We start from the raw sequence: 20,447 nt of genomic DNA, 5'->3' as shown, positions 1-20,447 counted from the left end.
CCGCCCGAGCACCCCCATGAGCACCCCCACGAGCGGCACGCCCGGCACGGCTTGATACGCACCTTCCACCCCCGCCGCGGCCGGGCCAGCACCACCCAGACCGACGCGCTGACCAGGCTCTGGCCGCGCTACGGCTACACCATCCCGGACCCGCACCACGACTATGAGACCCCCGAGGCCGCCCCCGACGCCGCCTTCGACCGCGAGGTCCTGTTCGGCCGCCGCGCGCCGCTGGTGCTGGAGATCGGCTGCGGCATGGGGGAGGCGACCGCCGAGATGGCCGCCGCCGACCCGGACCGGGACTACCTCGGTGCCGATGTCCACACCCCGGGCCTGGGCAACCTGATCGCGCTGGCCGAGGCGCGCGGGCTGACGAACGTCCGGGTGGCCCGCGGCGACGTGCTGTTCCTGCTGCGCGACGGCATCGCGTCCGGCTCGCTGGCCGCCGTGCACATCTTCTTCCCCGACCCCTGGCCCAAGGCCAAGCACCACAAGCGCCGGATAATCCAGCCCGACACCGTCGCGCTGATCCGGGACCGGCTGCGGGTCGGCGGTGTCGTGCACTGCGCCACCGACTGGGCCGAGTACGCCGAGCAGATGCTCGAGGTGTTGCGGGCCGACCCCGGGCTGCGCGACCGCTACGCCGGGTACGCCCCGCGCGAGGCCGTCGGCCGTCCCCTCACCGGCTACGAGCGGCGCGGCCTGCGCGACGGCCGGCCCATCGCCGACCTGGTGTTCGAGAAGACCGGCGGCTGACCGGCGGCTGACCGGCGGCTGACCGACGGCTGACGGTTGACCGCCATCTGAGCGTCGGCCGACCCCCGGCTGACCGCCGCCGGGACCACCGGGAAGGGGATCAGAACCCGGATACCCCTTCCCGTCCGTGTTCCCCTCGCTACATTGAGTGTGTGCAGCAGATCGCTTCCCGCAACGCGGTAGACGCCGAGATAGCCCGACTGGCGGGCCTGATGCTGGCCCGCACCGACGAGCTGACGGACCTGGTCCTGAACCGGGTCGCCGAGGAGTTCCCGCTCTACATCGGCATGATCGAGCCGGTGGCCCTCCACGCCACGATCAAGGACCACATCCACTTCGCCTTCGAGCCGATCACCCGCTACATGCCCCCGGACTCGCGTCCGGCGGCGACCTCGGGGCGGGACCGGGCGATGGAGGGCATCCCGCTGACCGTCATCATGGACGGCTACCGCATCGCCTTCGGCGTGCTGTGGAAGGAACTGGCCGGCACCGCCGACTCGGTCGGCCTGTCCACCAAGGCGGCGCTGCGGGCGGCCTCGGAGGTGATGGACACCCTCGACGCGTTCACCCGCGAGAGTTCGGCGGCGTACAAGGAGGAGCTGCGCTACCAGGCGCGGCGCGAGGAACAGCAGCGTGCGGCCCTGGTGCAGGCGCTGTTGGAGGGACGGCTGGACGACACGAACGTGTGGGAGGCGGCCGAACTGCTCCGGCTGCCCACCATCGGCCCGTACGTCGTCATCGCCGCCCGCGTCGCCAACGCCGGCGAGTACGGCCTGCCGCACATCGAGCGGGAACTCGGCGGCATGGGCATCGATTCGGCGTGGCGGCTGATGCACGACGTCGAGGTCGGGGTGGCGCACGTGCCGCGGCCCGGCGACCAGTTCGAGAAGATGGTCACCGCGCTGGCCGCCGAGGGCACCGGCCGGGTCGGCGTCAGCCCGCCCTACGACCACCTGCTGTCGACGTCGCAGGCCATGCGGCTGGCGCGGATCGCGATGCGCGGGGCGCAGGAGCGGCGCACGGTGGTGGTGTTCGGGCGGGACCCGCTGTCGGCGGCCGCGGCCAGCGCGCCGGACATCATGCCGCAGGTCGCCGATTCGGTGCTCGGCGGGCTGGACGGGCTGCCCGGGGAGGACCGGACCCTGCTGCTGGACACCTTCGGCGCCTGGCTGGACTCCGACGGCTCCGCCGCCGGGGCCGCCAAGCGGTTGTTCGTGCACCCCAACACCATCCGCTATCGCCTGCGGCGCCTGGAGGAGCGGACCGGCCGCCTGCTGTCGAACCCGCGGTCGGTGGCGGAGCTGAGCCTGGCCTACGAGATCGACTGCGCGCTGGCAGGTGACGGCGGAGCGGCGGGATAGGGGTTTTCGGCGTGGTCGAACACCCCGTGCGGCGTGGTCGGCGTGGTCGAACACCCCGTTCAGGGTGCTCGAATCCGGTCGAACACCGGCCGGCGGCAGCCCTCGGGCGCGAGAATCAAAGCCGTGGACACCGTGGACACCGTGAACAGTGCCGATGAGATCGCGCAGCGCGCCATCCCCGTGAAAGTGGCCGCCGCCGGGCGCCTGGCAGCGGAGACCGGCTTCGCCAAGTCCTGCCCGCCCGAGGTGGGCCGCCTGTTGAGCACGGCCGCCGCCGCGAAACCGGCCGGCGTGATCGCCGAGAGCGGCACCGGTGCCGGCGTCGGCACCGCCTGGCTGCACAGCGGCCTGGCCCCGGCCGCCCGGCTGGTCACCGTGGAGCGGGAACCGCTGCTGGCCGCCCGCGCCGCCGAGCTCTTCGCCGACGACCCGCGCGTCGAGGTCCTGACCGGCGACTGGCGGCTGCTCGAAGCGCACGCGCCTTTCGACGTGTTCTTCTGCGACGGCGGCGGTAAGCGCGACGATCCAGAGCGCGTCATCGACCTGCTGGCGCCCGGCGGCGTCCTCATCATGGACGACTTCACACCCTGGCCGCAGTGGCCGCCGCTGTTTCAGGGCCGGGTCGACGAGCTGCGCGTCTTCTACCTGACCCATCCGAAGCTGGCCGCCACCGAGGTGCTGACCACGGCCACCACCTCGGCGGTCATCGCCTCGCGCCTCGGCTGAGGCGCTGAGACATGCCGGTCCCGCATCTGATCCGGAGGGAGGCTGCGGGCGGCCGGTGAGGGCACTACCGGACCGCCCGCTCCCGTCACCCCTCCAGGAACGCCATCAGTTCTCGATTGAACTCTGCGGCGCGGGTGACGATCAATCCGTGCGGCGCTCCCTGCATCCGCACCAGCCGGCAGTCGGAGACCGCCTCGGCGACCAGCGCCCCGGTGCTCTCCACCGGCAGGAGGGCGTCGGCCTCCCCGTGCACGACCAGGGTCGGGACCGTGATGGCCCGCAGGTCGTTGCGGAAGTCGGTGGTCGCGGCCTGGCCGAGGGACTCGGTCATGCCCCGGTGCGAGGCCGCGGCGGCGAGCATGATGACCCGGGTGTGCAGCGGCTGCGGCATCGTCGGCCGGGACGCCGGGGTTCCGGCGATCTCGAAGAACTTGGTCGCGAACCGGTGCAGGAAGCTGACCCGGTCATCGGTCAGGCAGCGCTGGTACTCGCGCAGCTTGGAGTCCTCCAGGAACCCCTCGGGGTGCGCGCCGGTCCGGCGCAGGTAGGGGCCGGCCGCCGACACCAGCGCCAGCCGGGAGATCCGCTGGTTGCCGAAGCGGCTCAGGTAGCGCACCGCCGTGCAGGCGCCGGAGGAGAAGCCGACCAGCGTGGCCTCCCGCAGGTCGAGGTGTTCCAGCAGCATGTGCAGATCCGCTGCCAGGGTGTCCGGGTCGTAGCCGCCGCGCGGCTTGGCCGAAGCGCCGAAGCCGCGGCCGTCGTAGGTCACCACCCGGTGGCCGGCCGCCAGCAGTCCGGGGACCTGGAACTCCCACTGGCCGACCGACAGCGGCCAGCCGTGGATCAGCACGACCGGGCGGCCCGAGCCCCGGTCCTCGTAGTGGATGTCGACGGGAAGGTGGTTCTCCTTGTCGACCGTCACCCGTGCCATGTGTCCGCACCTTTTCCAGGTTCCCGGTGGCGGGTCCTTCCTGCCACTAAGAAAATGGTCGCGGAAAGTGGCCTCCAGGTCACTGTTCTGATGCACATGGCTGGCGGCCCCCGGTTGTGGCCGGGGATAAGGGCGGCGACGTGCGGGCGCGGCACCCCTGGACGTCCTCTGGGGTGCGCAATAATGCGCCCGGCCGTAGCCTGCCCACTATGGGTTCTGCTGAAGCGCACGTGGAGGCCGGTGGCCGTAGCGTCCGGATCTCCTCCCCGGACAAGCTTCTCTTCCCCGATGCCGGAATCACCAAACGCGACCTCGCCACCTACTACGCCGATGTGGCCGACGGCCTGTTCCGCGGCCTGGCGAACCGGCCGGTGGCGCTGAACCGCTTCCCGGACGGCCTGGGCGGCAAGTCCTTCTTCACCAAGTCCGCGCCGAAGGGCCTGCCGGACTGGGCCTCGACCGCGCACGTGACGTTCCCCAGCGGCCGCACCGGCGACGAGGTCTGCGTCACCGAACCGGCCACGGTGCTGTGGACGGTCCAGATGGGCACGCTGGAGCTGCACGCCTGGCCGGTCCGCGAAGCCGACACCGACCACCCCGACGAGCTGCGCATCGACCTGGACCCGCAGCCCGGCACCGAGTTCGCCGAGGCCGTCGAGGTGGCGCGCGAGGCGTACGCGCTGTTCGAAGAGCTCGGCATCCGGCCCTTCGTGAAGACCTCCGGCGGCCGCGGCCTGCACCTGCTGGTCCGCATCGAGCCGCGCTGGACGTTCGTCCAGGCCCGGCGCGCGGTGATCGCGCTGGCCCGGGAGCTGGAGCGGCGGCGCCCGGAGCTGGTGACGACCTCCTGGTGGAAGGAGGAGCGCGGCGAGCGCATCTTCATCGACTTCAACCAGATGGCCCGGGACCGGATGACCGTCGCCCCCTACTCGACCCGGGCCCGCCCCGACGCCCCGGTGTCGATGCCGGTGCGCTGGACCGACCTCGGCGACGTCGCGCCCGGCGACTTCACCGTCAAGACCGTTCCCGCTCTGTTCGCCGAGAACGGCGACGCCAACGCCGAGATCGACGACACCGCCCACAGCCTGGAGGCGCTGCTGGAGCTGGCCGAGCGCGACGAGAAGGACCGGGGGCTGGGCGACCTGCCCTACCCGCCGGACTTCCCGAAGATGCCCGGCGAGCCCAAGCGGGTGCAGCCGTCCAAGGCCCGCGCCGACGACTCCGAACAAGGGAGCTGAGATGGAGCTGCCGGTCATGCCCCCGGTGGAACCGATGCTGGCCAAGTCCGCGGCCAAGGTCCCGACCGGCGACTACCTCTACGAACCCAAGTGGGACGGCTTCCGCTGCCTGGTCTTCCGCGACGGCGACGAGGTGGTGCTCGGCAGCCGCGGCGGCAAGGAACTCGGCCGCTACTTCCCGGAACTGGTCGAGTCGCTGAAGGCCGCGCTGCCGGCCAAGTGCGTCCTCGACGGCGAGATCGTGGTGGTCGTCGACAGCCGCCTGGACTTCGACCGCCTCAGCGACCGCATCCACCCCGCCGAATCCCGTGTCAAGCTGCTCGCCGAACGCACCCCGGCCTCCTTCGTCGGCTTCGACCTGTTGGCGCTGTGGGACCAGGACCTCACCGGCCTGCCGTTCGTGGAACGGCGCCTGGCCTTGGTCGCGGCCGTGGAGGAACACGACTACGTGCACGTCACCCGCGCCACGGAGGACCCGAAGCGCGCGACGACCTGGTTCGAGCGCTTCGAGGGTGCCGGGCTCGACGGTGTGGTGGCCAAGCCGGCGCAGGGTGCCTACACCCCCGGCGAGCGCAGCATGGTGAAGGTCAAGCACGAGCGCACGGCGGACGTGGTCGTGGCCGGCTACCGCCTGCACAAGAGCGGGCCGATCGTCGGCTCCCTGATGCTCGGCCTGTATGGCGAGGACGGCGTGCTGAACTACGTCGGCGGCTCCAGCGCCTTCACCATGGTGCGTCGCAAGGAACTGATTGACGAACTGGCACCGTATGTCGTCCCGGAGGGCGAGCCGCACCCCTGGGCGGACACCGCCGAGGCGGACTCCAACGCTGGCGGCGAAGACTCCCACCGCCGCCCCGGCACCCTGAACCGCTGGAACGCCGGCAAGGACCTGTCCTTCATCCCGCTGCGCCCCGAGCTGGTCTGCGAAGTCCGCTACGACCAGCTCCAGGGCGACCGCTTCCGCCACAACGGCCGCTTCCTCCGCTGGCGCCCGGACCGCGACCCGCGATCCTGCTCCTACGGCCAACTGGACGTCCCGGCCGCCTATGACCTGGCCGACGTTTTCGGCTAGGGTTTCGCGCCATGGCCTGTCGTATCAGTGAGCTAGTCCTCGGGTGCCGCGATGCCGAGGTGTTGACCCGGTTCTGGTGCGAGGTGTTGGACTTCGTCGTGCTGGACCGCATGGACGACGGCTCGGTCGAGATCGGCCCGCGCGAGGGCTTCGGCGGCGCGCAGCCGACCATCATCCTCAGCGTCCGGGACGAGCCGGAGCCCGGCAAGTCCCGGCTCCACATCGATGTCAACGCCACCGACCGGGACCAGGACGCCGAACTGGAGCGGCTGCTGAAGCTCGGTGCCCGGCCGGCCGACATCGGCCAGACCGGGCAGGAAGCGTGGCACGTGCTTCAGGACCCTGAGGGGAACCAGTTCTGCTTGCTCAAGGCGCGGATCAAGGAGCTTTGACCGCACGCCGGGGCACCGTGCCGCCGCCGGGCGCCGCCGCCGGCGCCCTTTAGGCCGACAGGAACCGGTCGGCGGCTTCGACCATCGCCGCCGATTCGAAGATGCCGTAGTGCGTGGTATCCGGCAGGATCGCGAGCCGATGCGCCCCAGGCCGCCCGGCGCCGTCCCACCCCGCGTCCCGCAGCCCGCCGCCCAGCAGCGCCCAGAAGTCCGCGATGTGCTGCATCGAGTACATGTCGGCGTCGGCGAAGATCAGCTGTGTCGGGACCCGCAGCGCGCGGATCTCCTCGGAGTAGTCGAACGGCTGTCGGAGCCAGTCGCTCATCTTCCCGACCAGCTGCGGGAAATCCTCCAGGCGCGGAGCGGTGCGCTCGTACAACTCCCAAATCGGCGTCTCCTTCATGAAGACCGCGGTCTGCGCCGACATCTGCCGCTGCTGCTCCTGGACGTCCGGGAAGAACCCGTCCTGCCGGAACGGGAACGACACCACCACCAGCTTGCGCACCACCTCCGGGTGCTGGATCGCGCAGCGCAGGGCGGTGCCGCCGCCGAAGGAGTAGCCCATCACGTCCGCGCGGCCCAGCCCCAGGTGCCCGATCAGCGCGGCCACGTCGTCGCCGAGCGTTTCCACCCGGATCGGACGGTCGATGTCGGCGGTGCGGGAGTGGCCCTGCAGGTCGGCCGTGATCACCCGCCGGCCGGCGGCCAGCGCCGGCAGGATCGGTGCCCACGTCTGCGAGCCGAACAGTCCGCCGTGCAGCAGTACCAGCGCGGGGTTGTCCTCGGTGACCGGGGCGTCGCCGTGCTCCTCGTAGTACATCGACAAGCCGTTGACGTCGGCGTAGCTCATGGTGATGGCCTTTCCTAGGCGGTGCGTTCTCGCCAGGTATGACGACGCGCGCCCGCCGAACTCATCGGTGCCCACTCAAAGTGCCACGCTACCTTGATCGGCATGGAACTACGCCAGCTCGAGTACTTCGTCGCCGTGGCCGAGGAACTGCACTTCGGCCGCGCCGCCGACCGCCTGCACATCGGCCAGCCGGCGGTCAGCCAGCAGCTGCGGCGGCTGGAGCGGGAGCTGGCGGCGGAACTGTTCGACCGCTCGCCGCGCCACGTGCGGCTCACCCCGGCCGGCGAGGCCCTGCTGCCGCAGGCGCGCGACGTGCTGGCGGCCGTGGCGCGGGCCCGGGCGGCGGTGGCCGGGGCGGCCGGTGCGCGGCCGGCGCCGTTGCGCATCGGAACCAGTTCCGGGCTGGGGGAGCGGCTGGAGCTGGTCCTGGACGAGTTGCTGCGGCTGGCCCCGGATCTGCCGGTGGAGCTGGTGATGACCGGCCCCACCCACGAGCGGCTGGACCGGGTCGCCGACGGCAGCCTGGACGCCGCCTTCGTCCGCGGCGCCGTATCCGACGAGGGCCGGGGCCTGCGCACGGTGCAGCTGTGGCGGGACGAACTCGTGGCCGCCGTGCCGGCCCGGCACCCGATCGCCCAGGAGCGGTACGCCACCTTCGCCGCCCTGGCCCCGCTGGGCCTGCGCCTGACCGCCCGCCGCAACAACCCGGCCCTGGTCGACCTGATCGTCGGCGCCTTCCACGCGGCCGGCCGCGAACCCGCGTCATCGAGCCCTTACACCCGCCTGGCCGACACCCTCGCGGCGATCGGTACCGACGGCGCCAGCTACACCGTCATGTACGCCGCGCACGCCGCGCAGATCCGCAACCGCCGCGTCGCCTTCCTGCCGTTCGAGCCGCCGGGCCTGGGCCTGATGACGCACCTGGCGGTCAGCCGGTCCCGGCCCACGCCGCATTTCAGCATCCTGATGCAGGCCTGCGATCCGGTGGCCGATGCCGGCCCGGCAGCCGACGACGTCCCGGCGGCCGATGCCGGCCCGGGGTCCGCCGGCGATCAGGAATCGTGATCGCAGCCAGTCCCGGTCGCGTCTGGTTCGCGGTCCCGACCTGCGATGAACTTGATCTCGCAAGGGGAAAGCACAGCGAACCGAAGGAGATCACCATGCCGAACATCACCATCCACCAGATGCCCAAGACCGTCGAGCAGAAGCGCGAGATGGCCGCCCGCATCACCGACGCGATGGTCGACGTCTACAAGGCCCCGGCCGAGACCGTCCACGTCTGGTTCCAGGAAGTCACCACCGAGGACTACGCCGCCGGCGGCCAGCTCGTCGCCGACAAGCTCGCGCAAAAGTAGGACCGCTGCTACAACGGTCCTTATGCGGATCTTCATCAGCGCGGACATGGAGGGGATCACCGGGCTCGTGGACGCCGAAGACGTCCAGCCCGGTGGCCGGGACTACGAGCGCGGACGGCTGGCGATGACCGAGGACGTCAACGCCGCCGTCCGCGGCGCGGTCCGGGCCGGCGCCACCGAGATCGTGGTGAACGACGCCCACGGCCCGATGCGCAACCTGCGCACCGAGATCCTGGACCCGGCCGCCCGCCTCATCCGCGGCAAGCCCAAGGCGATGGGCATGATCGAAGGCCTCACCGCCGACTTCGACGCCCTCATCTGCGTCGGCTACCACTCCCGTGCCGGCGCCCACGGCGTCCTGAGCCACAGCTTCATGGGCCACGAGATCGAGGACATGTGGCTCGACGACCGGCCGACCGGCGAGATCGGCCTGGTGCAGGCCAGTGCCGCGGCGCTCGGCGTGCCGCTGGTCGCGCTCACCGGCGACGACGCCGCGTGCCAGGAGGCCGCGGACTGGGCCCCCGGCGTCGCCACCGTCCCGGTGAAGTACGTGCGCGGACGCTTCGCCGCCGAACTGCGCCCGGAGAACGAAGCGCACGCGGCCATCGAGGAGACCGTCGCTACGTCACTCGCCGCACGGCGACCCGCCCTCGCGCCCAGCGAGCAAGCCGCGACCCTGGCGGTCCGCTGGCAGTCCTCGACCGTCGCCCACACCCTGCTCGGCATCCCGAACGTGACGGCGGTCGATCCCCGGACCGTCAGGGCCGTCAGCACACCCCCGGACCTCTTCCGCCAGTTCGGCGTCTGGATGCGGGTCGCCTCCTCGCTGACTAATCAGGCCCCTTACTGTTGAGCGCCATGACGGATGTGAAGACGACCCAGCCGATCCTGGTCACCGGCGCGACCGGCACCGTCGGCGGCGAAGTGGTGGCCGCGCTGCGTGCCGCCGGCGCCCAGGTTCGTGCACTGGTTCGCAACGACGCACAAGCCGATGCCTTCAAAGCGGCCGGCGTAGAACCGGTGCGTGGCGACCTGAACGAACCGGCTTCCCTCGCCGGCGCCCTGACCGGCGCACAAGCACTCTTCCTGCTCCCCGGCTACAGCGATATGCCCGGCGTCCTGAACCAGGCCCGGCAGGCCGGCGTCGGCCACGTCGTCCAGCTGTCCGGCGTGTCGGCGGCCTCGGGCCACACCGACAACGCCATCACCGCTTACATGGCCGCCAGCGAACAGGCGGTGACCGAGTCCGGGCTGTCCCACACGATCGTCCGCCCCTCCGCCTTCATGGCGAACGCCCTGCGCTGGGCCGACCAACTGCGCGCCGGCGACACCGTGCGGGCCCAGTTCCCCGACGTCGCCGCGGCCGTCCTCGACCCGGCCGACCTGGGCGCCGTGGCCGCCGCCGCACTCCTGGACCCGGAACGCCACGGCGGCCGGGTGTTGCTGCCGACCGGGCCCGAAGCGCTGCGGCCCGCCCAACAGATCGCGATCCTCGCCACCGCGCTGAACCGCGACCTGCGCTGCGAACCGCTGTCCGACGAGCAGACCCGGGCCCAGATGGTCGCCGACGGCACCCCGGAGAAGTACATCGAAGCGTTCTTCGACTTCTACGTCGCCGGTGCCATTGACGAATCACCCGTGCGGCCCGTCGTCGCGGAGGTCACCGGCCGGCCGCCGCGCACCTTCAGCGACTGGGCTACCGCTCACTCCGCGGAATTCGGGCCCCGCCGTACTCCGGATCGGTGACGTGCTCGGCCCACGCCGTCTCGTCGCCCTCCCACAACGCCAGGTGCACCATGAACCGGTCCGATGCGGCCCCGTGCCAGTGCTGCTCACCCGGCGGGGTGTAGACGACATCACCCGGATGGGCCTGCACGATCTCCCCGCCCCGGGCCTGGATCAGCGCGACGCCCTCGACGATGTAGAGGGTCTGGCCCAGGCTGTGCGTGTGCCATGCCGTCCGCGCGCCCGGCGAGAACCGCACCGCGTTCAACCGCGCCCGCGACTCGCCCTCGCCCCGGTACAGCACGTCAGCCCACACGTCGCCGGTGAACCACTCGGCCGGCAGCTTCACCGTCCCGGACGGTTTCAAGATCTCCATGGTCGGTCTCTCCGATGTGATGGCCGTGATGGCCGTGATGGCTGAATGCCAGTGCTGGCTTCTCTGCTTTGACGCTCCCATGCAATCCCAACCGTCACCGCCCGGGGAGATCCCGGTGTGACAGGTACTGCCAGGACCTGTCACACCGCACCCCTCAGGCCTAGCCTGGAGATCATGGACGGCCGAGACGAGTTCCGCGACTTCCTCACCTCCCGGCGGGCCCGGATCACTCCGGACCAGGCCGGGCTGCCCGCGTACGGCGGCAGCAACCGGCGGGTCCCGGGACTGCGGCGTGAGGAAGTGGCGCTGCTGGCCGGGGTGAGCGTGGAGTACTACACGCGGCTGGAACGCGGGAACGCGCGCGGGGTCTCGGAGAGCGTGCTCGACAACCTGGCCCGGGCCTTGCAACTGGACGACGCCGAACGCGCGCACCTGTTCGACCTGGCGCGGGCCGCCAGCAGCAGCGGCTCCCGGCCCCGCCGGCCGGCCAAGCAGCAGGTGCGGCCGATCGTGCAGCGGATCCTCGACGGAATGGACGGCGTCCCGGCACACGTGCGCAACGGCCGGTTCGAGTCGCTGGCCGTCAACCGCTTGGGGCGCGCGCTGCTGGCGCCGGTGTACGAGGGACGCGAGTTGCCCGTGAGCCACGCGCGCTTCGCGTTCCTGGACCCGCGGGCGCACGAGTTCTACGGCGACTGGGAGCGGACGGCCAACGACATAGTGGCCGCACTGCGATCGGAAGCCGGCCGCAACCCGTATGACAAGGCTCTGACAGACTTGATCGGCGAACTGTCCACGCGCAGCGAGTTCTTCCGGACCCGGTGGGCGGCGCACAATGTGCGGTTCCACAACACCGGCGTCAAGGTCTTCCACCACCCGGTGGTGGGGGAGTTGCGGATGGAGTACGAGTCGCTGGAACTGACCGACGGGAGCGGTTTGGCGGTGAGCGTCTACAGCCCCGAGCCCGGTTCGCCGTCCGAGGACGCCATGGCGCTGCTGGCCAGTTGGGCCGCGACGATGGATCGTGAGCAGGAGAACGCGCGGCAGGAGGATGCGCGGCGGGGCTGATCGCGTGAGAGGACGCGCGGCAGGAGAACGCGCGGCGGGGCTGATCGCCTGAGTTGACAGCGAAGTCAGCAGTCCTGATAGCGTCACCACCGCAGCGACTACTTCTCGCGGACATATTCCGCGAGCGGCCGGGCGGTTCCTGGGTTCGCAGACAGACGAGTTCTGTCGCACACGGGAACCTGTAGGGGTAGTCGTGCAATCTCATCTCATAGCGGCCGAAGCAGACGCGATCGTCGAGCGGGCCATCGTCGAACACCGGCTTGTCGGCGTCAGTGTTGTGATCGGCGTGGGCGGCCGTGTCGTCTATCGCCGCAGTGCCGGGTCGGCGGATCGAAACACTGGACGGCCGCTTCGCGATGACGCGGTCTTCCTGCTGGCCTCGGTCACCAAGCCGTTCGTGTCGGTGCTGGCCATGCAGCTCGCCGAGGCCGGACACCTCGACCTGGCGGCACCCGTCAGCGACTACCTACCGGACTTCCGCCCGGCCCTGCCCGACGGAAGCCGTCCCGATATCAGCGTCCTGCAACTGCTCACCCACACAGCCGGGCTGCCGTATGGGATGTCTCCCGATGACTACACGGCTTTCCACGCTGCGGGAGCGAGCAATGGAATGGACGTGCCGGGGCTGACCTCCGCCGATGCGGCGCACCGGCTGGCCCGGGTGCCGCTGCTGTTCGCTCCGGGCACCGATTGGGAGTACTCGACCGGAATGGACGTGGTGGGCTGGGTCATCGAAGCCGTGACCGGCCGTCGGCTGGGCGAGTCCGTCGCCGAACGGATCACGGGCCCGCTCGGCATCACCGGCACGGGCTTCACGGTGTCCGACGCGGCGCGGCTGGTGACCTGCTACTCCGACGCCACACCGGAACCACGGGCGGTGCGCGAGGAATCCGTGATCGTCACCGGCCCGAACCGCACCACCGTCACGCCGGGCCGCGTCCTGAACCCGACCTCGTACCACTCCGGCGGCGCGGGCATGGCCGGCACCGCGGCGGGGGTGTGGACCTTCCTCGAAGCGGTCCGCACCGGCCGCCTGCTCACTCCCGAATCCCGCACCCGCATGCAGACCCTGCAAGCCGGGAGGGACAAGATCCCCACCGGCCCCGGAGTCGGCTTCGGCATCGGGTGGGCAGTGCTCGACGATCCGGCGCGGAACGGGAGCCCGCAATCGAAGGGCACTCTCAACTGGGCGGGTACCTATGGACACAACTGGTTCGTCGATCCTGTTCGGGAGATCACTGTGGTGTCGCTGAGCAACACCACGCCGGCGGGGATGTTCAGCGACTACACGTTGCAGCTGCGGGACGCCGTCTATCGCGGTTTGTCGTGAGCCGCCCGCCCCGTGCTTGGAATCGCGGGGCGGACGGCCGGCCGAAGTCTGAATGAACATCGCGGCCGAATGGGACATGGATCTTGATCGTTCTCGGGGTGGCGGTCGAGGCTGTCGGTGCTGCTACGCGGTGTAGCAACGACTCGCTGTGCCGACTGAAAACCCTCCGGGAGTCCCCACATGTCCTCTTCCGCATCGCGCCGTGCGCGACTCAGCGTTCTGGCTCTGACCGGCGTCGCGTCGGCTTTGGTGCCCGCGGTGTCGGCGCAGGCCGCGACGACGGCCGCTGTTCCCGCCGTCGCTTCGACCGCGCCCGCTGTCGCGCACCTGAAGCTGTTCGCCGCGGCTCCGGCCGGTCTCACCGACCCCGACGACATCACCCGCCTGGGCGACCTGGTCTTCGTCACGTACCAGAACAACGCCGGCCCGACCGGCGCGCCGGCCGGCAGCAAGAGTGATGTCGTCGCCTTCGACCTGCGTACCGGTTGCGTCGAGGGGCGCTGGACCATCGCCGGCCGGGTCGACGGCCTCACCGGTGACGCGCGGCACCACCGGGTGATCGCCACCGTCAACGAGGACCTGAACTCGACCCTGTACACGATCACCCCGGGCCGGGGCGACGGCGGCCTCAAGCACTACACCTACTTCCCGAACCCGGCCCAGACCGGTTCGGACGGCACCAACGGCGGCACCGACTCGGTGGCGATCAGCCGCGACGGCACCATGTACGTCGCGCACTCCAACCCCGACGTCTCCCTGCCCGGCGCCGACAACGCCCCGGCCGTCTACACGATCAAGCTCAGCGGCACCACCGCACACCTGACCCCGCTGTTCGGCGTCAACGACCCGGCCACGCTCATCAATCCGGCCGCCGGTGCCCCGAAGAGCGCGCCGATGGGCCTGACCGACCCGGACTCCAACAAGTGGGTCCCCGGCCCCGACGGCGGCACCCTGATCCAGGACTCGCAGGCCGACAGCAAGCTGATCTTCGCCTCCGACCTGGATGCCGCGCACCCGACGCTGCGCGAGCTGAACCTCACCAACGCCACCGGCCCGGCATCCGTCACGCCGCAGCTCGACGACATCACGCCGACCGGCGCCGCGGGTCGGCTGTTCATCGTCGACCAGAAGAGCGGGTCGATCTACACGCTGGACACCAAGGGCTTCGCCGGCGGCGAGCTGTTCGCCGCGCAGCCCGCGCCCGGCGACGGCGACCTGGCGAACACGCCGGGGCTGAAGCTGATCAACGAGAAGACCGGCGTCGCGACGCCGGTGGTGACGGACGTGACGCTGGGGAGCCCGAAGGGGCTGTTGTTCGTGCACGGGCACGAGGGCTGGGGCGGCGGCGAGGGTTGGGGTGGCGGCGGCGAGGGCTGGGCCCACGCGCCTGGCATCTCATAGCGCCGCGTTCCTCCGATACGGTGCGGCCATGGCGAATCTCGTACTGGTCGCGGGTGCGCGGCTCGGGGCGTGGGCATGGGACGACGTGCTGCCCGAGCTGCGCGCGGCGGGCCACGGCACGTACCCGCTGAGCCTGTCCGGCCTCGCTGAGAAACAGGGCGTGCCGGCCGGGCAGCAGACACACGTTCAGGACATCGTGGACGAGATCGAGGGCCGGGACCTGCGCGACGTCATCCTGGTCGGCCACAGCTACTCGGGCATCCCGGTCGGCCAGGCCGCCGAGCGCATTGGCGACCGGCTGACCCGCGCGGTCTTCGTCGACTCCGCGCTCCCGGTCGACGGTGAGGCGTTCATCTCCCTCATGCCGGACGGCGGTGCGAAGGTGATGGCGTCGATCGCCGAGAACGCGGGATTCTGGCCGCCCGTACCGGCGTCCCACTTCGCGGGCCACGGCCTGACGGACGATCAGATCGCCCGCATCGTGGCCGGCTCGACGCCCCACCCCGGCGCCACGCTCACCGAACCCGCCGTCCTGAAGCGCCCCCTCGCCGAACTCCCGGCGACCTACATCAGCTGCTCCCTGGACGGAGCCGCACTCGACGCCGACCTCGCCGAGCTGATGACCAGTGACCGCTGGCGCCTGGCCGAGCTGACCACCGGCCACTGGCCGATGTTCTCCCAACCCCGCGAACTGGCGCGGATCCTGCTCGACGCGGCCGGACCGATCAGTGACGACGCCGCCACATCAGATACCGAACACCATCGAACACCAGGAAGATCCCGCTGAACCACGCGACCGACAGCGCACCGGCCACGATCAACGGCCGATGCTGCTTCTGCAACGCGTCGAGCGCCATCCCCAGCGCACCCGACCCGACGACCCACACCACGCCGAATCGCAGGAACCGGCCCAGCGGTCGGTCCCACAGCCATCCCAGCGGCTTGAAGGGTTCCACGAGGTCAGCATCCTGAGAAGCCGCGCAGGCGTCAATGGCCGACCCGGCGAGATGAGACGCCCGCGACCGCGCCGGCCCTACCGCCAGCGTCAGCGCCCGCGAGTGTCCCATCCCAACCGCCTCGGACCAGCGCCCGCGACCGCGTTACCGCAACCGCCATCGCAAGCGCTAGCCCGTGGCTCCGCCCTACTCAGCAACCAACCAAACCACCACATCAACCTCCAAAACCGCCCCCTCAACCTCCTCCGACCCAATCAGCACCCGATACCCCTCCGGCAGCGCCACCGGCGCCGCCGACAAGTTCGCGTAGCAGAGCACCTCCCCGCGCCGGAACGCCAGCACCCCGCTCGGCGCCGCGATCCACTCCAGCGGCGTCCCGTCGCCGAGGCCGCGCCCCAGCCACTCGCGCCGAATGTGCAGCAGCGCGCGGTAATGCGACAGGGTCGAGTGCGGGTCTTGTTCCTCCGCGGCGGCGGTGCGGTTCTTCCACTCCGCGGGCTGCGGGAGCCACGGCGCGGCGGTCGCCCCGGCCGGCGAGAAGCCGAACGGTGCCGCGTCGCCCGACCACGGCAGTGGTACGCGGCAGCCGTCGCGGACCGGGCCGTCGTGGTCGCTGTGGTGGCGGTTCGGGTCCTGCCACGTCTCCGGCGGCAGGTCCTCCACCTCCGGCAGTCCCAGCTCCTCGCCCTGGTACACGTACGTCCCGCCGGGTAGCGCGTTGATCAGCTGCATCGCCGCCCGCGCGCGGCGCTCGCCGAGGGCGTGGTCCACTGGGGTGCCGTACAGGCGGCGGGCGTCGGTCAGGGAGGTCTGCGTGCGGCCGTAGCGGGTCGCGTGCCGGATCACGTCGTGGTTCGACAGCACCCACGTGGCCGGGGCCCCGACCGCCGCCAGCACCCCCAGCGTCGCGTCGATCTCGGTACGCAGCGCCGTGGCGTCCCACGGGCAGCTCAGCAAGCCGAAGTTGAAGGCCGTGTGCAGCCGCGTCGGGGTCAGATAGCGTGCCACCCGCGAGGCGTCCGCGACCCAGGCCTCGGCCACGAACACCCGCTCGCCCTCATAGGAGTCCGCGACCTGTCGCCAGCCCTCGTAGATGGCCAGCGTCTCGTCGCGGTCGAAGTACGGGTGGTCCGCCGCCACGCCGTCCAGCATTCCCGCGGCGGCGGAGGCGGACGCGACATCGGGGAACGCGGGGTCCTTCGTCAGACCGTGCGCGACATCGATCCGGAACCCGTCGACCCCCAGATCCAGCCAGAACCGCAGGATGCTCTCGAACTCGGTCCGCACCTCGGGGTTCGTCCAGTTCAAGTCCGGCTGCTCCGGCGCGAACAGGTGCAGGTACCAGTCTCCGGGCTTCCCGTCGGCGTCGACGGTGCGGGTCCAGGCCGGCCCGCCGAAGATCGACGGCCAGTCGGTCGGGGGTTCCGAACCGTCCGCGCCCCGTCCCGGCCGGAAGTGGTACCGCGACCGGGCTGGGGAATGCGGCGTGGCGGCCAACGCCTCCTGGAACCAAGGATGCTGATCCGACGTGTGGTTCGGCACGATGTCCAGGATCAACCGCAGCCCGTGCTCGTGCGCGTCGGCTATCAGTGCCTTGGCATCCTCCAGCGTCCCGAACAGCGGATCCAGCCGCCGGTAATCGCTCACGTCGTACCCGGCGTCCACCTGCGGTGAGGCGTACCAGGGGTTCAGCCACAACGCGTCCACCCCGAGCGCCGCCAGATACGGCAGCCGCGACCGCAGCCCGGCGACATCGCCGACCCCGTCTCCGTTCCCGTCGGCGAAGCTGCGGATGTAGACCTGGTAAATGACGGCGTCACGCCACCAGCTGCTCATGTATTTCACTCCGAGACTCGATATAGGGGGATGGCTCAGCCGCGCTCGACGCGCCACACGTGGAAGGCCGGACCGTCGGAGGGCAAGGGGGCTCCGGGGACCAGATCCGGCCCGCCCAGCAAGTGCGAGGCGGCGAACGGCGCGGCCACCGGCTCGTGTGCGGTCCGGCTCACCTGAACCACCACCGTCTCCTCCGGTAGCGCGCGTTCGAACAGCACGAAATCCTCAGCCGCGTGCAGCCACCGCAGCCCGCCGGATCGCAGCGCGGCATGCGAGCGCCGCAGCGCGATCAGCGAGCGGTACACCTCGTACGTACCCTGATCCCACGCGCCCTCATCCCACGGGAACGGCCGGCGCCCGTCCTCCGTGTGCAGCGCCCCGGCCACCCCGACCTCGTCCCCGGCGAACACCATCGGCAGCCCCGGCAACGTCATCAACAATGCCACCCCGAGCGCCTGCCGTTCCGCGCCGACCACGGATCGGAACCGGGGCATGTCATGCGAATCCAGCAGCGTCATGTTGTGCGTGACGGCGCGCCACGGGATCAGCGCCGCGAACTGGCGCATCACCGCGGCCATCTCGCCGCCGCCATGGACCGGCGCCGGACCGGGTACGCCCCACAACTCCGGTGTTCCGGGACCGCCGAGCCAGCCCAGCACCGGCCGCGTGAACCCGGCGTAGGCCATCGTCCCGTGCCAGCCGTCGCCTTGCAGCGTCGCCGACGCGTCGAACTGGTGCTCCGCCAGCAACAACGTCTCCGGCGCCACCGCCCGCAACGTCTCCCGCACCGACCGCGCCATCCGGGCATTGAGATCGATCGCCCCGTACCGCCCCGCCGACTGCGCGACGTCCACGCGCCAGCCGTCCAACCCGAACTCGGCGGGATACCGCGCGATCACCGAATCCGGACCCTCATACAGTCGCCGCCGCAGTTCCTCGGACCGGTGGTCCAGCTTGGGCAGCGACGGCACGCCGAAGAACGACGCGTACTGATGGCGATCCGCCCCGAAGTAGTAGAACCCTGCTTCGGCACTCGCCGGGTCGGCCTGCCCGCGCCGGAACCAGGGATGCATGTCCCCGGTGTGGTTCAACGTGATGTCGCCGAGGACCTTGATCCCGCGCAGGTGCGCCTGTGCGGTCAGCTCCTTGAGCGCTTCATCGCCGCCGAGCAGGGGGTCGACGAAGTCGAACGACGAGGCGTCGTACCGGTGGTTGGAGCGCGAAGGGAAGAACGGCGTCAGGTACAGCGCGTCGATCCCGAGCCCGCGAAGATAGTCCAGCTTCTCCGCGATGCCCCACAAAGTTCCGCGGTAGACCTGCTTCGTCCCGGCCGGTGTCCCGTATGGCACCGGATCATCCCATTCGGCCGGAACGGCCCAATCCGGCAAGGCCCCCACCGGATGCGCCGCCGACCGCGCGAACCGGTCGGGGAAGATCTCGTAGACCACCGCACCCTCGGCCCACGCCGGTGGCGGGTCGTAGGTGGGCAGCTTGAAGTCGGCGGTGTCCGTGACGTCGACGTCGTGCAGCCCGGTGCCGTTCAGCCACTGCCGCCGCCCCGGCTTCCCGGGCTCGATGAGGAACCGGTACCCGAGTTCGGCGTTCACCACCGGCACGCTCGCGCGCCACCAGACCTCGTCGCCGGTCTCCCGGTCCACCAGCGCCTCGGTGTAGGCGGGCTCGCCGTCCGGCGTGCTGCGCACGTGTACCCCGCGCGCCGCCATCGCCTTGGAGGTCCGCACGAACACATCGACCTTCTGCCCGACCCGGGGCGCGGGATCGCTGACGTACAAAGGCGATCCGTCGTGGTGGGCCGAGGGGCCGAGGGCGGGGGGATTCACGGGCATGGGCACGGCTTTCCGGTGGGCACAGCATTGGCGCGACCCGGCAGACGCTAGGCAAACGGATCGTGATCCGTAAGAGGTTGCCGATGTTTGCCGCTGTGTTTCACCCTTCTGCTTCCATGTTTCGCAACGAAACACCTATAGTGCGGCGCATGTCTTCTCGACTCGACGACATAGCCCGCCAGGCCGGGGTCAGCAAGGCCACGGTCTCCCGCGTGCTCAACGAACGCCCCGGCGTCAGCCCGCAACTGCGCAAAGCGGTGCTCACGGCGCTGGACGTCCTCGGCTACGAACGCCCGTCCCGGCTACGGCCCCGTAGCGCCGGCCTGGTCGGCCTGCTGCTGCCGGAGCTGGAAAGCCCGATCTATCCGTTGTGCGCACAGGTGATCGAGACGAACCTTTCGCGTCAGGGTTTCACCCCGGTGCTGTGTTCCCAGACGCCGGAGGGCGCGGGGGAGGACGAGTACGTCGGCATGCTGCTGGACCGCGGTGTCTCCGGCGTCATCTTCGTCTCCGGGATGCACGCCGACACCGGCCAGGACCACTCCCGCTACCGCGATCTGGTGGCGCAGCGGCTGCCGTTGGTGTTCGTCAACGGGTTCATCCCGAACCTGGAGGCACCGTTCATCTCCTGCGACGACCGGGCCGCCGGGGAGCTGGCGGTGGCGCACCTGGCCGAACTCGGGCACCGCCGGATCGGGCTGCTGCTGTCCTCCGACCGGCACGTCCCGGCCCGCCGGCAACTGTCCGGCTACCGCACCGCGATGGAGACCCGGTTCGGGGCCGGCGGCTACGAACCGGACCTGGTGGACATCTCGTTCCCCGGGGTCGAGGGCGGGTACGCCGGGGCTTCCAGGCTGTTGCAGCGCAACGTCACGGCCATCGTCTGCGGTTCGGACATGATGGCGCTCGGTGCGATCCGGGCCCTGAAGCAACATCACAAGCGGGTCCCCGAGGACGTTTCCGTGATCGGTTACGACGATTCAGTCCTCATGGGCTACACCGATCCACCGCTGACCACGGTGCGCCAGCCGGTGCTCTCGATGGGTGTCGCCGCAGCCCGGACCCTCATCGACCAGATCCGCGGGGTGACCATCCGCAAGACCGAGTCGCTGTTCTTCCCCGAGTTGGTCGTGCGGGCCTCCACGGGGCCTCTTGCAGAAACGTAGAAACAGAAGTGCACGGACCTGAAACAGCGACGCAAGAAGCTGCAACGGATTGTCCGGTCCG

21 protein-coding genes are annotated in these 20,447 nt (G+C 70.7%); 15 read left to right on the top strand and 6 right to left on the bottom strand.

Annotated features, from left to right (window positions below; all coding sequences use genetic code 11):
- Positions 1-51 precede the first annotated feature (51 nt).
- The 3 genes from trmB (at position 52) to KGQ19_RS10185 (ending at position 2,843) form a co-directional block, all read left to right on the top strand.
- On the top strand, positions 52-756 hold the full coding sequence (gene trmB / locus KGQ19_RS10195; RefSeq protein WP_368862082.1) for a tRNA (guanosine(46)-N7)-methyltransferase TrmB: 705 nt from the start codon (positions 52-54) through the stop codon (positions 754-756).
- A 152-nt stretch (positions 757-908) separates the two neighbouring features.
- Positions 909-2,117, top strand: a complete 1,209-nt coding sequence (locus tag KGQ19_RS10190; protein ID WP_212008838.1) for a helix-turn-helix domain-containing protein — start codon at positions 909-911, stop codon at positions 2,115-2,117.
- A 132-nt stretch (positions 2,118-2,249) separates the two neighbouring features.
- On the top strand, positions 2,250-2,843 hold the full coding sequence (locus KGQ19_RS10185; protein WP_368862081.1) for an O-methyltransferase: 594 nt from the start codon (positions 2,250-2,252) through the stop codon (positions 2,841-2,843).
- An 85-nt stretch (positions 2,844-2,928) separates the two neighbouring features.
- Here the strand turns inward: KGQ19_RS10185 and KGQ19_RS10180 are convergent, their stop codons facing one another.
- A complete protein-coding gene (locus KGQ19_RS10180) occupies positions 2,929-3,774 on the bottom strand; it encodes an alpha/beta fold hydrolase (protein ID WP_212008837.1) in 846 nt (281 codons plus the stop codon).
- Between the two features lie 209 nt (positions 3,775-3,983).
- Here KGQ19_RS10180 and ligD point away from each other — a divergent pair, with 209 nt between their 5' ends.
- From ligD to KGQ19_RS10165, 3 genes are read left to right on the top strand one after another with little or no spacing between them, the layout of a single operon-like run.
- The gene (gene ligD, locus KGQ19_RS10175; protein ID WP_212008836.1) at positions 3,984-5,012 is read left to right on the top strand and encodes a non-homologous end-joining DNA ligase; all 1,029 of its coding nucleotides are present in this window, start codon (positions 3,984-3,986) and stop codon (positions 5,010-5,012) included.
- Position 5,013: 1 nt separating this feature from the next.
- Complete coding sequence (locus KGQ19_RS10170; protein WP_212008835.1) at positions 5,014-6,084, top strand: ATP-dependent DNA ligase; 1,071 nt, start codon at positions 5,014-5,016, stop codon at positions 6,082-6,084.
- A gap of 11 nt (positions 6,085-6,095) precedes the next feature.
- Positions 6,096-6,476, top strand: coding sequence for a VOC family protein (locus tag KGQ19_RS10165; protein WP_212008834.1), 381 nt, complete (start codon positions 6,096-6,098; stop codon positions 6,474-6,476).
- Positions 6,477-6,525: 49 nt separating this feature from the next.
- On the opposite strand, the gene KGQ19_RS10160 is transcribed toward KGQ19_RS10165, so the two are convergent.
- Positions 6,526-7,326, bottom strand: a complete 801-nt coding sequence (locus KGQ19_RS10160; RefSeq protein WP_212008833.1) for an alpha/beta fold hydrolase — start codon at positions 7,324-7,326, stop codon at positions 6,526-6,528.
- Between the two features lie 102 nt (positions 7,327-7,428).
- Between KGQ19_RS10160 and KGQ19_RS10155 the strand changes: the two genes are divergently transcribed.
- The 4 genes from KGQ19_RS10155 to KGQ19_RS10140 all read left to right on the top strand — a co-directional run bounded on the left by KGQ19_RS10155 (position 7,429) and on the right by KGQ19_RS10140 (position 10,427).
- Positions 7,429-8,391, top strand: coding sequence for a LysR family transcriptional regulator (locus KGQ19_RS10155; RefSeq protein ID WP_212008832.1), 963 nt, complete (start codon positions 7,429-7,431; stop codon positions 8,389-8,391).
- A gap of 95 nt (positions 8,392-8,486) precedes the next feature.
- On the top strand, positions 8,487-8,681 hold the full coding sequence (locus tag KGQ19_RS10150) for a tautomerase family protein (RefSeq protein ID WP_212008831.1): 195 nt from the start codon (positions 8,487-8,489) through the stop codon (positions 8,679-8,681).
- 22 nt (positions 8,682-8,703) lie between these two features.
- A complete protein-coding gene (locus KGQ19_RS10145) occupies positions 8,704-9,534 on the top strand; it encodes a M55 family metallopeptidase (RefSeq protein WP_212008830.1) in 831 nt (276 codons plus the stop codon).
- 5 nt (positions 9,535-9,539) lie between these two features.
- Positions 9,540-10,427: an NmrA family NAD(P)-binding protein gene (locus tag KGQ19_RS10140; protein ID WP_212008829.1), complete on the top strand. Its 888-nt coding sequence runs from the start codon at positions 9,540-9,542 to the stop codon at positions 10,425-10,427.
- Here the strand turns inward: KGQ19_RS10140 and KGQ19_RS10135 are convergent.
- The gene (locus KGQ19_RS10135; RefSeq protein ID WP_212008828.1) at positions 10,378-10,782 is read right to left on the bottom strand and encodes a (R)-mandelonitrile lyase; all 405 of its coding nucleotides are present in this window, start codon (positions 10,780-10,782) and stop codon (positions 10,378-10,380) included. The two genes, KGQ19_RS10140 and KGQ19_RS10135, sit on opposite strands and share 50 nt — an antisense overlap.
- 174 nt (positions 10,783-10,956) lie before the next feature.
- Between KGQ19_RS10135 and KGQ19_RS10130 the strand changes: the two genes are divergently transcribed.
- The 4 genes from KGQ19_RS10130 (at position 10,957) to KGQ19_RS10115 (ending at position 15,368) form a co-directional block, all read left to right on the top strand.
- Positions 10,957-11,850: a helix-turn-helix transcriptional regulator gene (locus KGQ19_RS10130; protein ID WP_212008827.1), complete on the top strand. Its 894-nt coding sequence runs from the start codon at positions 10,957-10,959 to the stop codon at positions 11,848-11,850.
- A gap of 193 nt (positions 11,851-12,043) precedes the next feature.
- Positions 12,044-13,180 carry a serine hydrolase domain-containing protein gene (locus KGQ19_RS10125; RefSeq protein WP_212008826.1) on the top strand — a complete coding sequence of 379 codons (1,137 nt, stop codon included), beginning with the start codon at positions 12,044-12,046 and terminating at the stop codon, positions 13,178-13,180.
- A gap of 180 nt (positions 13,181-13,360) precedes the next feature.
- On the top strand, positions 13,361-14,581 hold the full coding sequence (locus tag KGQ19_RS10120) for a hypothetical protein (protein ID WP_212008825.1): 1,221 nt from the start codon (positions 13,361-13,363) through the stop codon (positions 14,579-14,581).
- Between the two features lie 28 nt (positions 14,582-14,609).
- Positions 14,610-15,368 (top strand): alpha/beta fold hydrolase, encoded by a 759-nt coding sequence (locus tag KGQ19_RS10115; protein ID WP_212008824.1) that lies wholly within the window; start codon positions 14,610-14,612, stop codon positions 15,366-15,368.
- On the opposite strand, the gene KGQ19_RS10110 is transcribed toward KGQ19_RS10115, so the two are convergent.
- The 3 genes from KGQ19_RS10110 to KGQ19_RS10100 all read right to left on the bottom strand — a co-directional run bounded on the left by KGQ19_RS10110 (position 15,307) and on the right by KGQ19_RS10100 (position 19,220).
- Positions 15,307-15,537, bottom strand: a complete 231-nt coding sequence (locus KGQ19_RS10110) for a hypothetical protein (protein ID WP_212008823.1) — start codon at positions 15,535-15,537, stop codon at positions 15,307-15,309. The genes KGQ19_RS10115 and KGQ19_RS10110 overlap by 62 nt on opposite strands.
- A 186-nt stretch (positions 15,538-15,723) precedes the next feature.
- The gene (locus KGQ19_RS10105) at positions 15,724-17,373 is read right to left on the bottom strand and encodes a glycoside hydrolase family 13 protein (RefSeq protein WP_212008822.1); all 1,650 of its coding nucleotides are present in this window, start codon (positions 17,371-17,373) and stop codon (positions 15,724-15,726) included.
- Between the two features lie 35 nt (positions 17,374-17,408).
- Complete coding sequence (locus KGQ19_RS10100) at positions 17,409-19,220, bottom strand: glycoside hydrolase family 13 protein (RefSeq protein WP_212008821.1); 1,812 nt, start codon at positions 19,218-19,220, stop codon at positions 17,409-17,411.
- 149 nt (positions 19,221-19,369) lie between these two features.
- On the opposite strand from KGQ19_RS10100, the gene KGQ19_RS10095 reads away from it, so the two are divergent.
- On the top strand, positions 19,370-20,386 hold the full coding sequence (locus KGQ19_RS10095; protein WP_194893015.1) for a LacI family DNA-binding transcriptional regulator: 1,017 nt from the start codon (positions 19,370-19,372) through the stop codon (positions 20,384-20,386).
- Positions 20,387-20,447 lie beyond the last annotated feature (61 nt).

Origin of the sequence: Catenulispora pinistramenti (assembly GCF_018274385.1) — a bacterium.
GTDB classification, from domain to species: Bacteria; Actinomycetota; Actinomycetes; order Streptomycetales; family Catenulisporaceae; genus Catenulispora; species Catenulispora pinistramenti.
The sequence above is the reverse complement of the archived record's forward strand: the minus strand, read 5'-3'. Positions and strand labels throughout refer to the sequence as shown.

Bases quoted from the DNA above. Each gene is read 5' to 3' on its own strand.
- KGQ19_RS10115 (WP_212008824.1), top strand. From the start codon at position 14,610: ATGGCGAATCTCGTACTGGTCGCGGGTGCGCGGCTCGGGGCGTGGGCA.
- KGQ19_RS10135 (WP_212008828.1), bottom strand. From the start codon at position 10,782: ATGGAGATCTTGAAACCGTCCGGGACGGTGAAGCTGCCGGCCGAGTGG.
- KGQ19_RS10165 (WP_212008834.1), top strand. From the start codon at position 6,096: ATGGCCTGTCGTATCAGTGAGCTAGTCCTCGGGTGCCGCGATGCCGAG.
- KGQ19_RS10150 (WP_212008831.1), top strand. From the start codon at position 8,487: ATGCCGAACATCACCATCCACCAGATGCCCAAGACCGTCGAGCAGAAG.
- KGQ19_RS10170 (WP_212008835.1), top strand. From the start codon at position 5,014: ATGGAGCTGCCGGTCATGCCCCCGGTGGAACCGATGCTGGCCAAGTCC.
- KGQ19_RS10145 (WP_212008830.1), top strand. From the start codon at position 8,704: ATGCGGATCTTCATCAGCGCGGACATGGAGGGGATCACCGGGCTCGTG.
- KGQ19_RS10155 (WP_212008832.1), top strand. From the start codon at position 7,429: ATGGAACTACGCCAGCTCGAGTACTTCGTCGCCGTGGCCGAGGAACTG.
- ligD (WP_212008836.1), top strand. From the start codon at position 3,984: ATGGGTTCTGCTGAAGCGCACGTGGAGGCCGGTGGCCGTAGCGTCCGG.
- KGQ19_RS10140 (WP_212008829.1), top strand. From the start codon at position 9,540: ATGACGGATGTGAAGACGACCCAGCCGATCCTGGTCACCGGCGCGACC.
- KGQ19_RS10095 (WP_194893015.1), top strand. From the start codon at position 19,370: ATGTCTTCTCGACTCGACGACATAGCCCGCCAGGCCGGGGTCAGCAAG.
- KGQ19_RS10130 (WP_212008827.1), top strand. From the start codon at position 10,957: ATGGACGGCCGAGACGAGTTCCGCGACTTCCTCACCTCCCGGCGGGCC.
- KGQ19_RS10160 (WP_212008833.1), bottom strand. From the start codon at position 7,326: ATGAGCTACGCCGACGTCAACGGCTTGTCGATGTACTACGAGGAGCAC.
- KGQ19_RS10180 (WP_212008837.1), bottom strand. From the start codon at position 3,774: ATGGCACGGGTGACGGTCGACAAGGAGAACCACCTTCCCGTCGACATC.
- KGQ19_RS10100 (WP_212008821.1), bottom strand. From the start codon at position 19,220: ATGCCCGTGAATCCCCCCGCCCTCGGCCCCTCGGCCCACCACGACGGA.
- KGQ19_RS10120 (WP_212008825.1), top strand. From the start codon at position 13,361: ATGTCCTCTTCCGCATCGCGCCGTGCGCGACTCAGCGTTCTGGCTCTG.
- KGQ19_RS10105 (WP_212008822.1), bottom strand. From the start codon at position 17,373: ATGAGCAGCTGGTGGCGTGACGCCGTCATTTACCAGGTCTACATCCGC.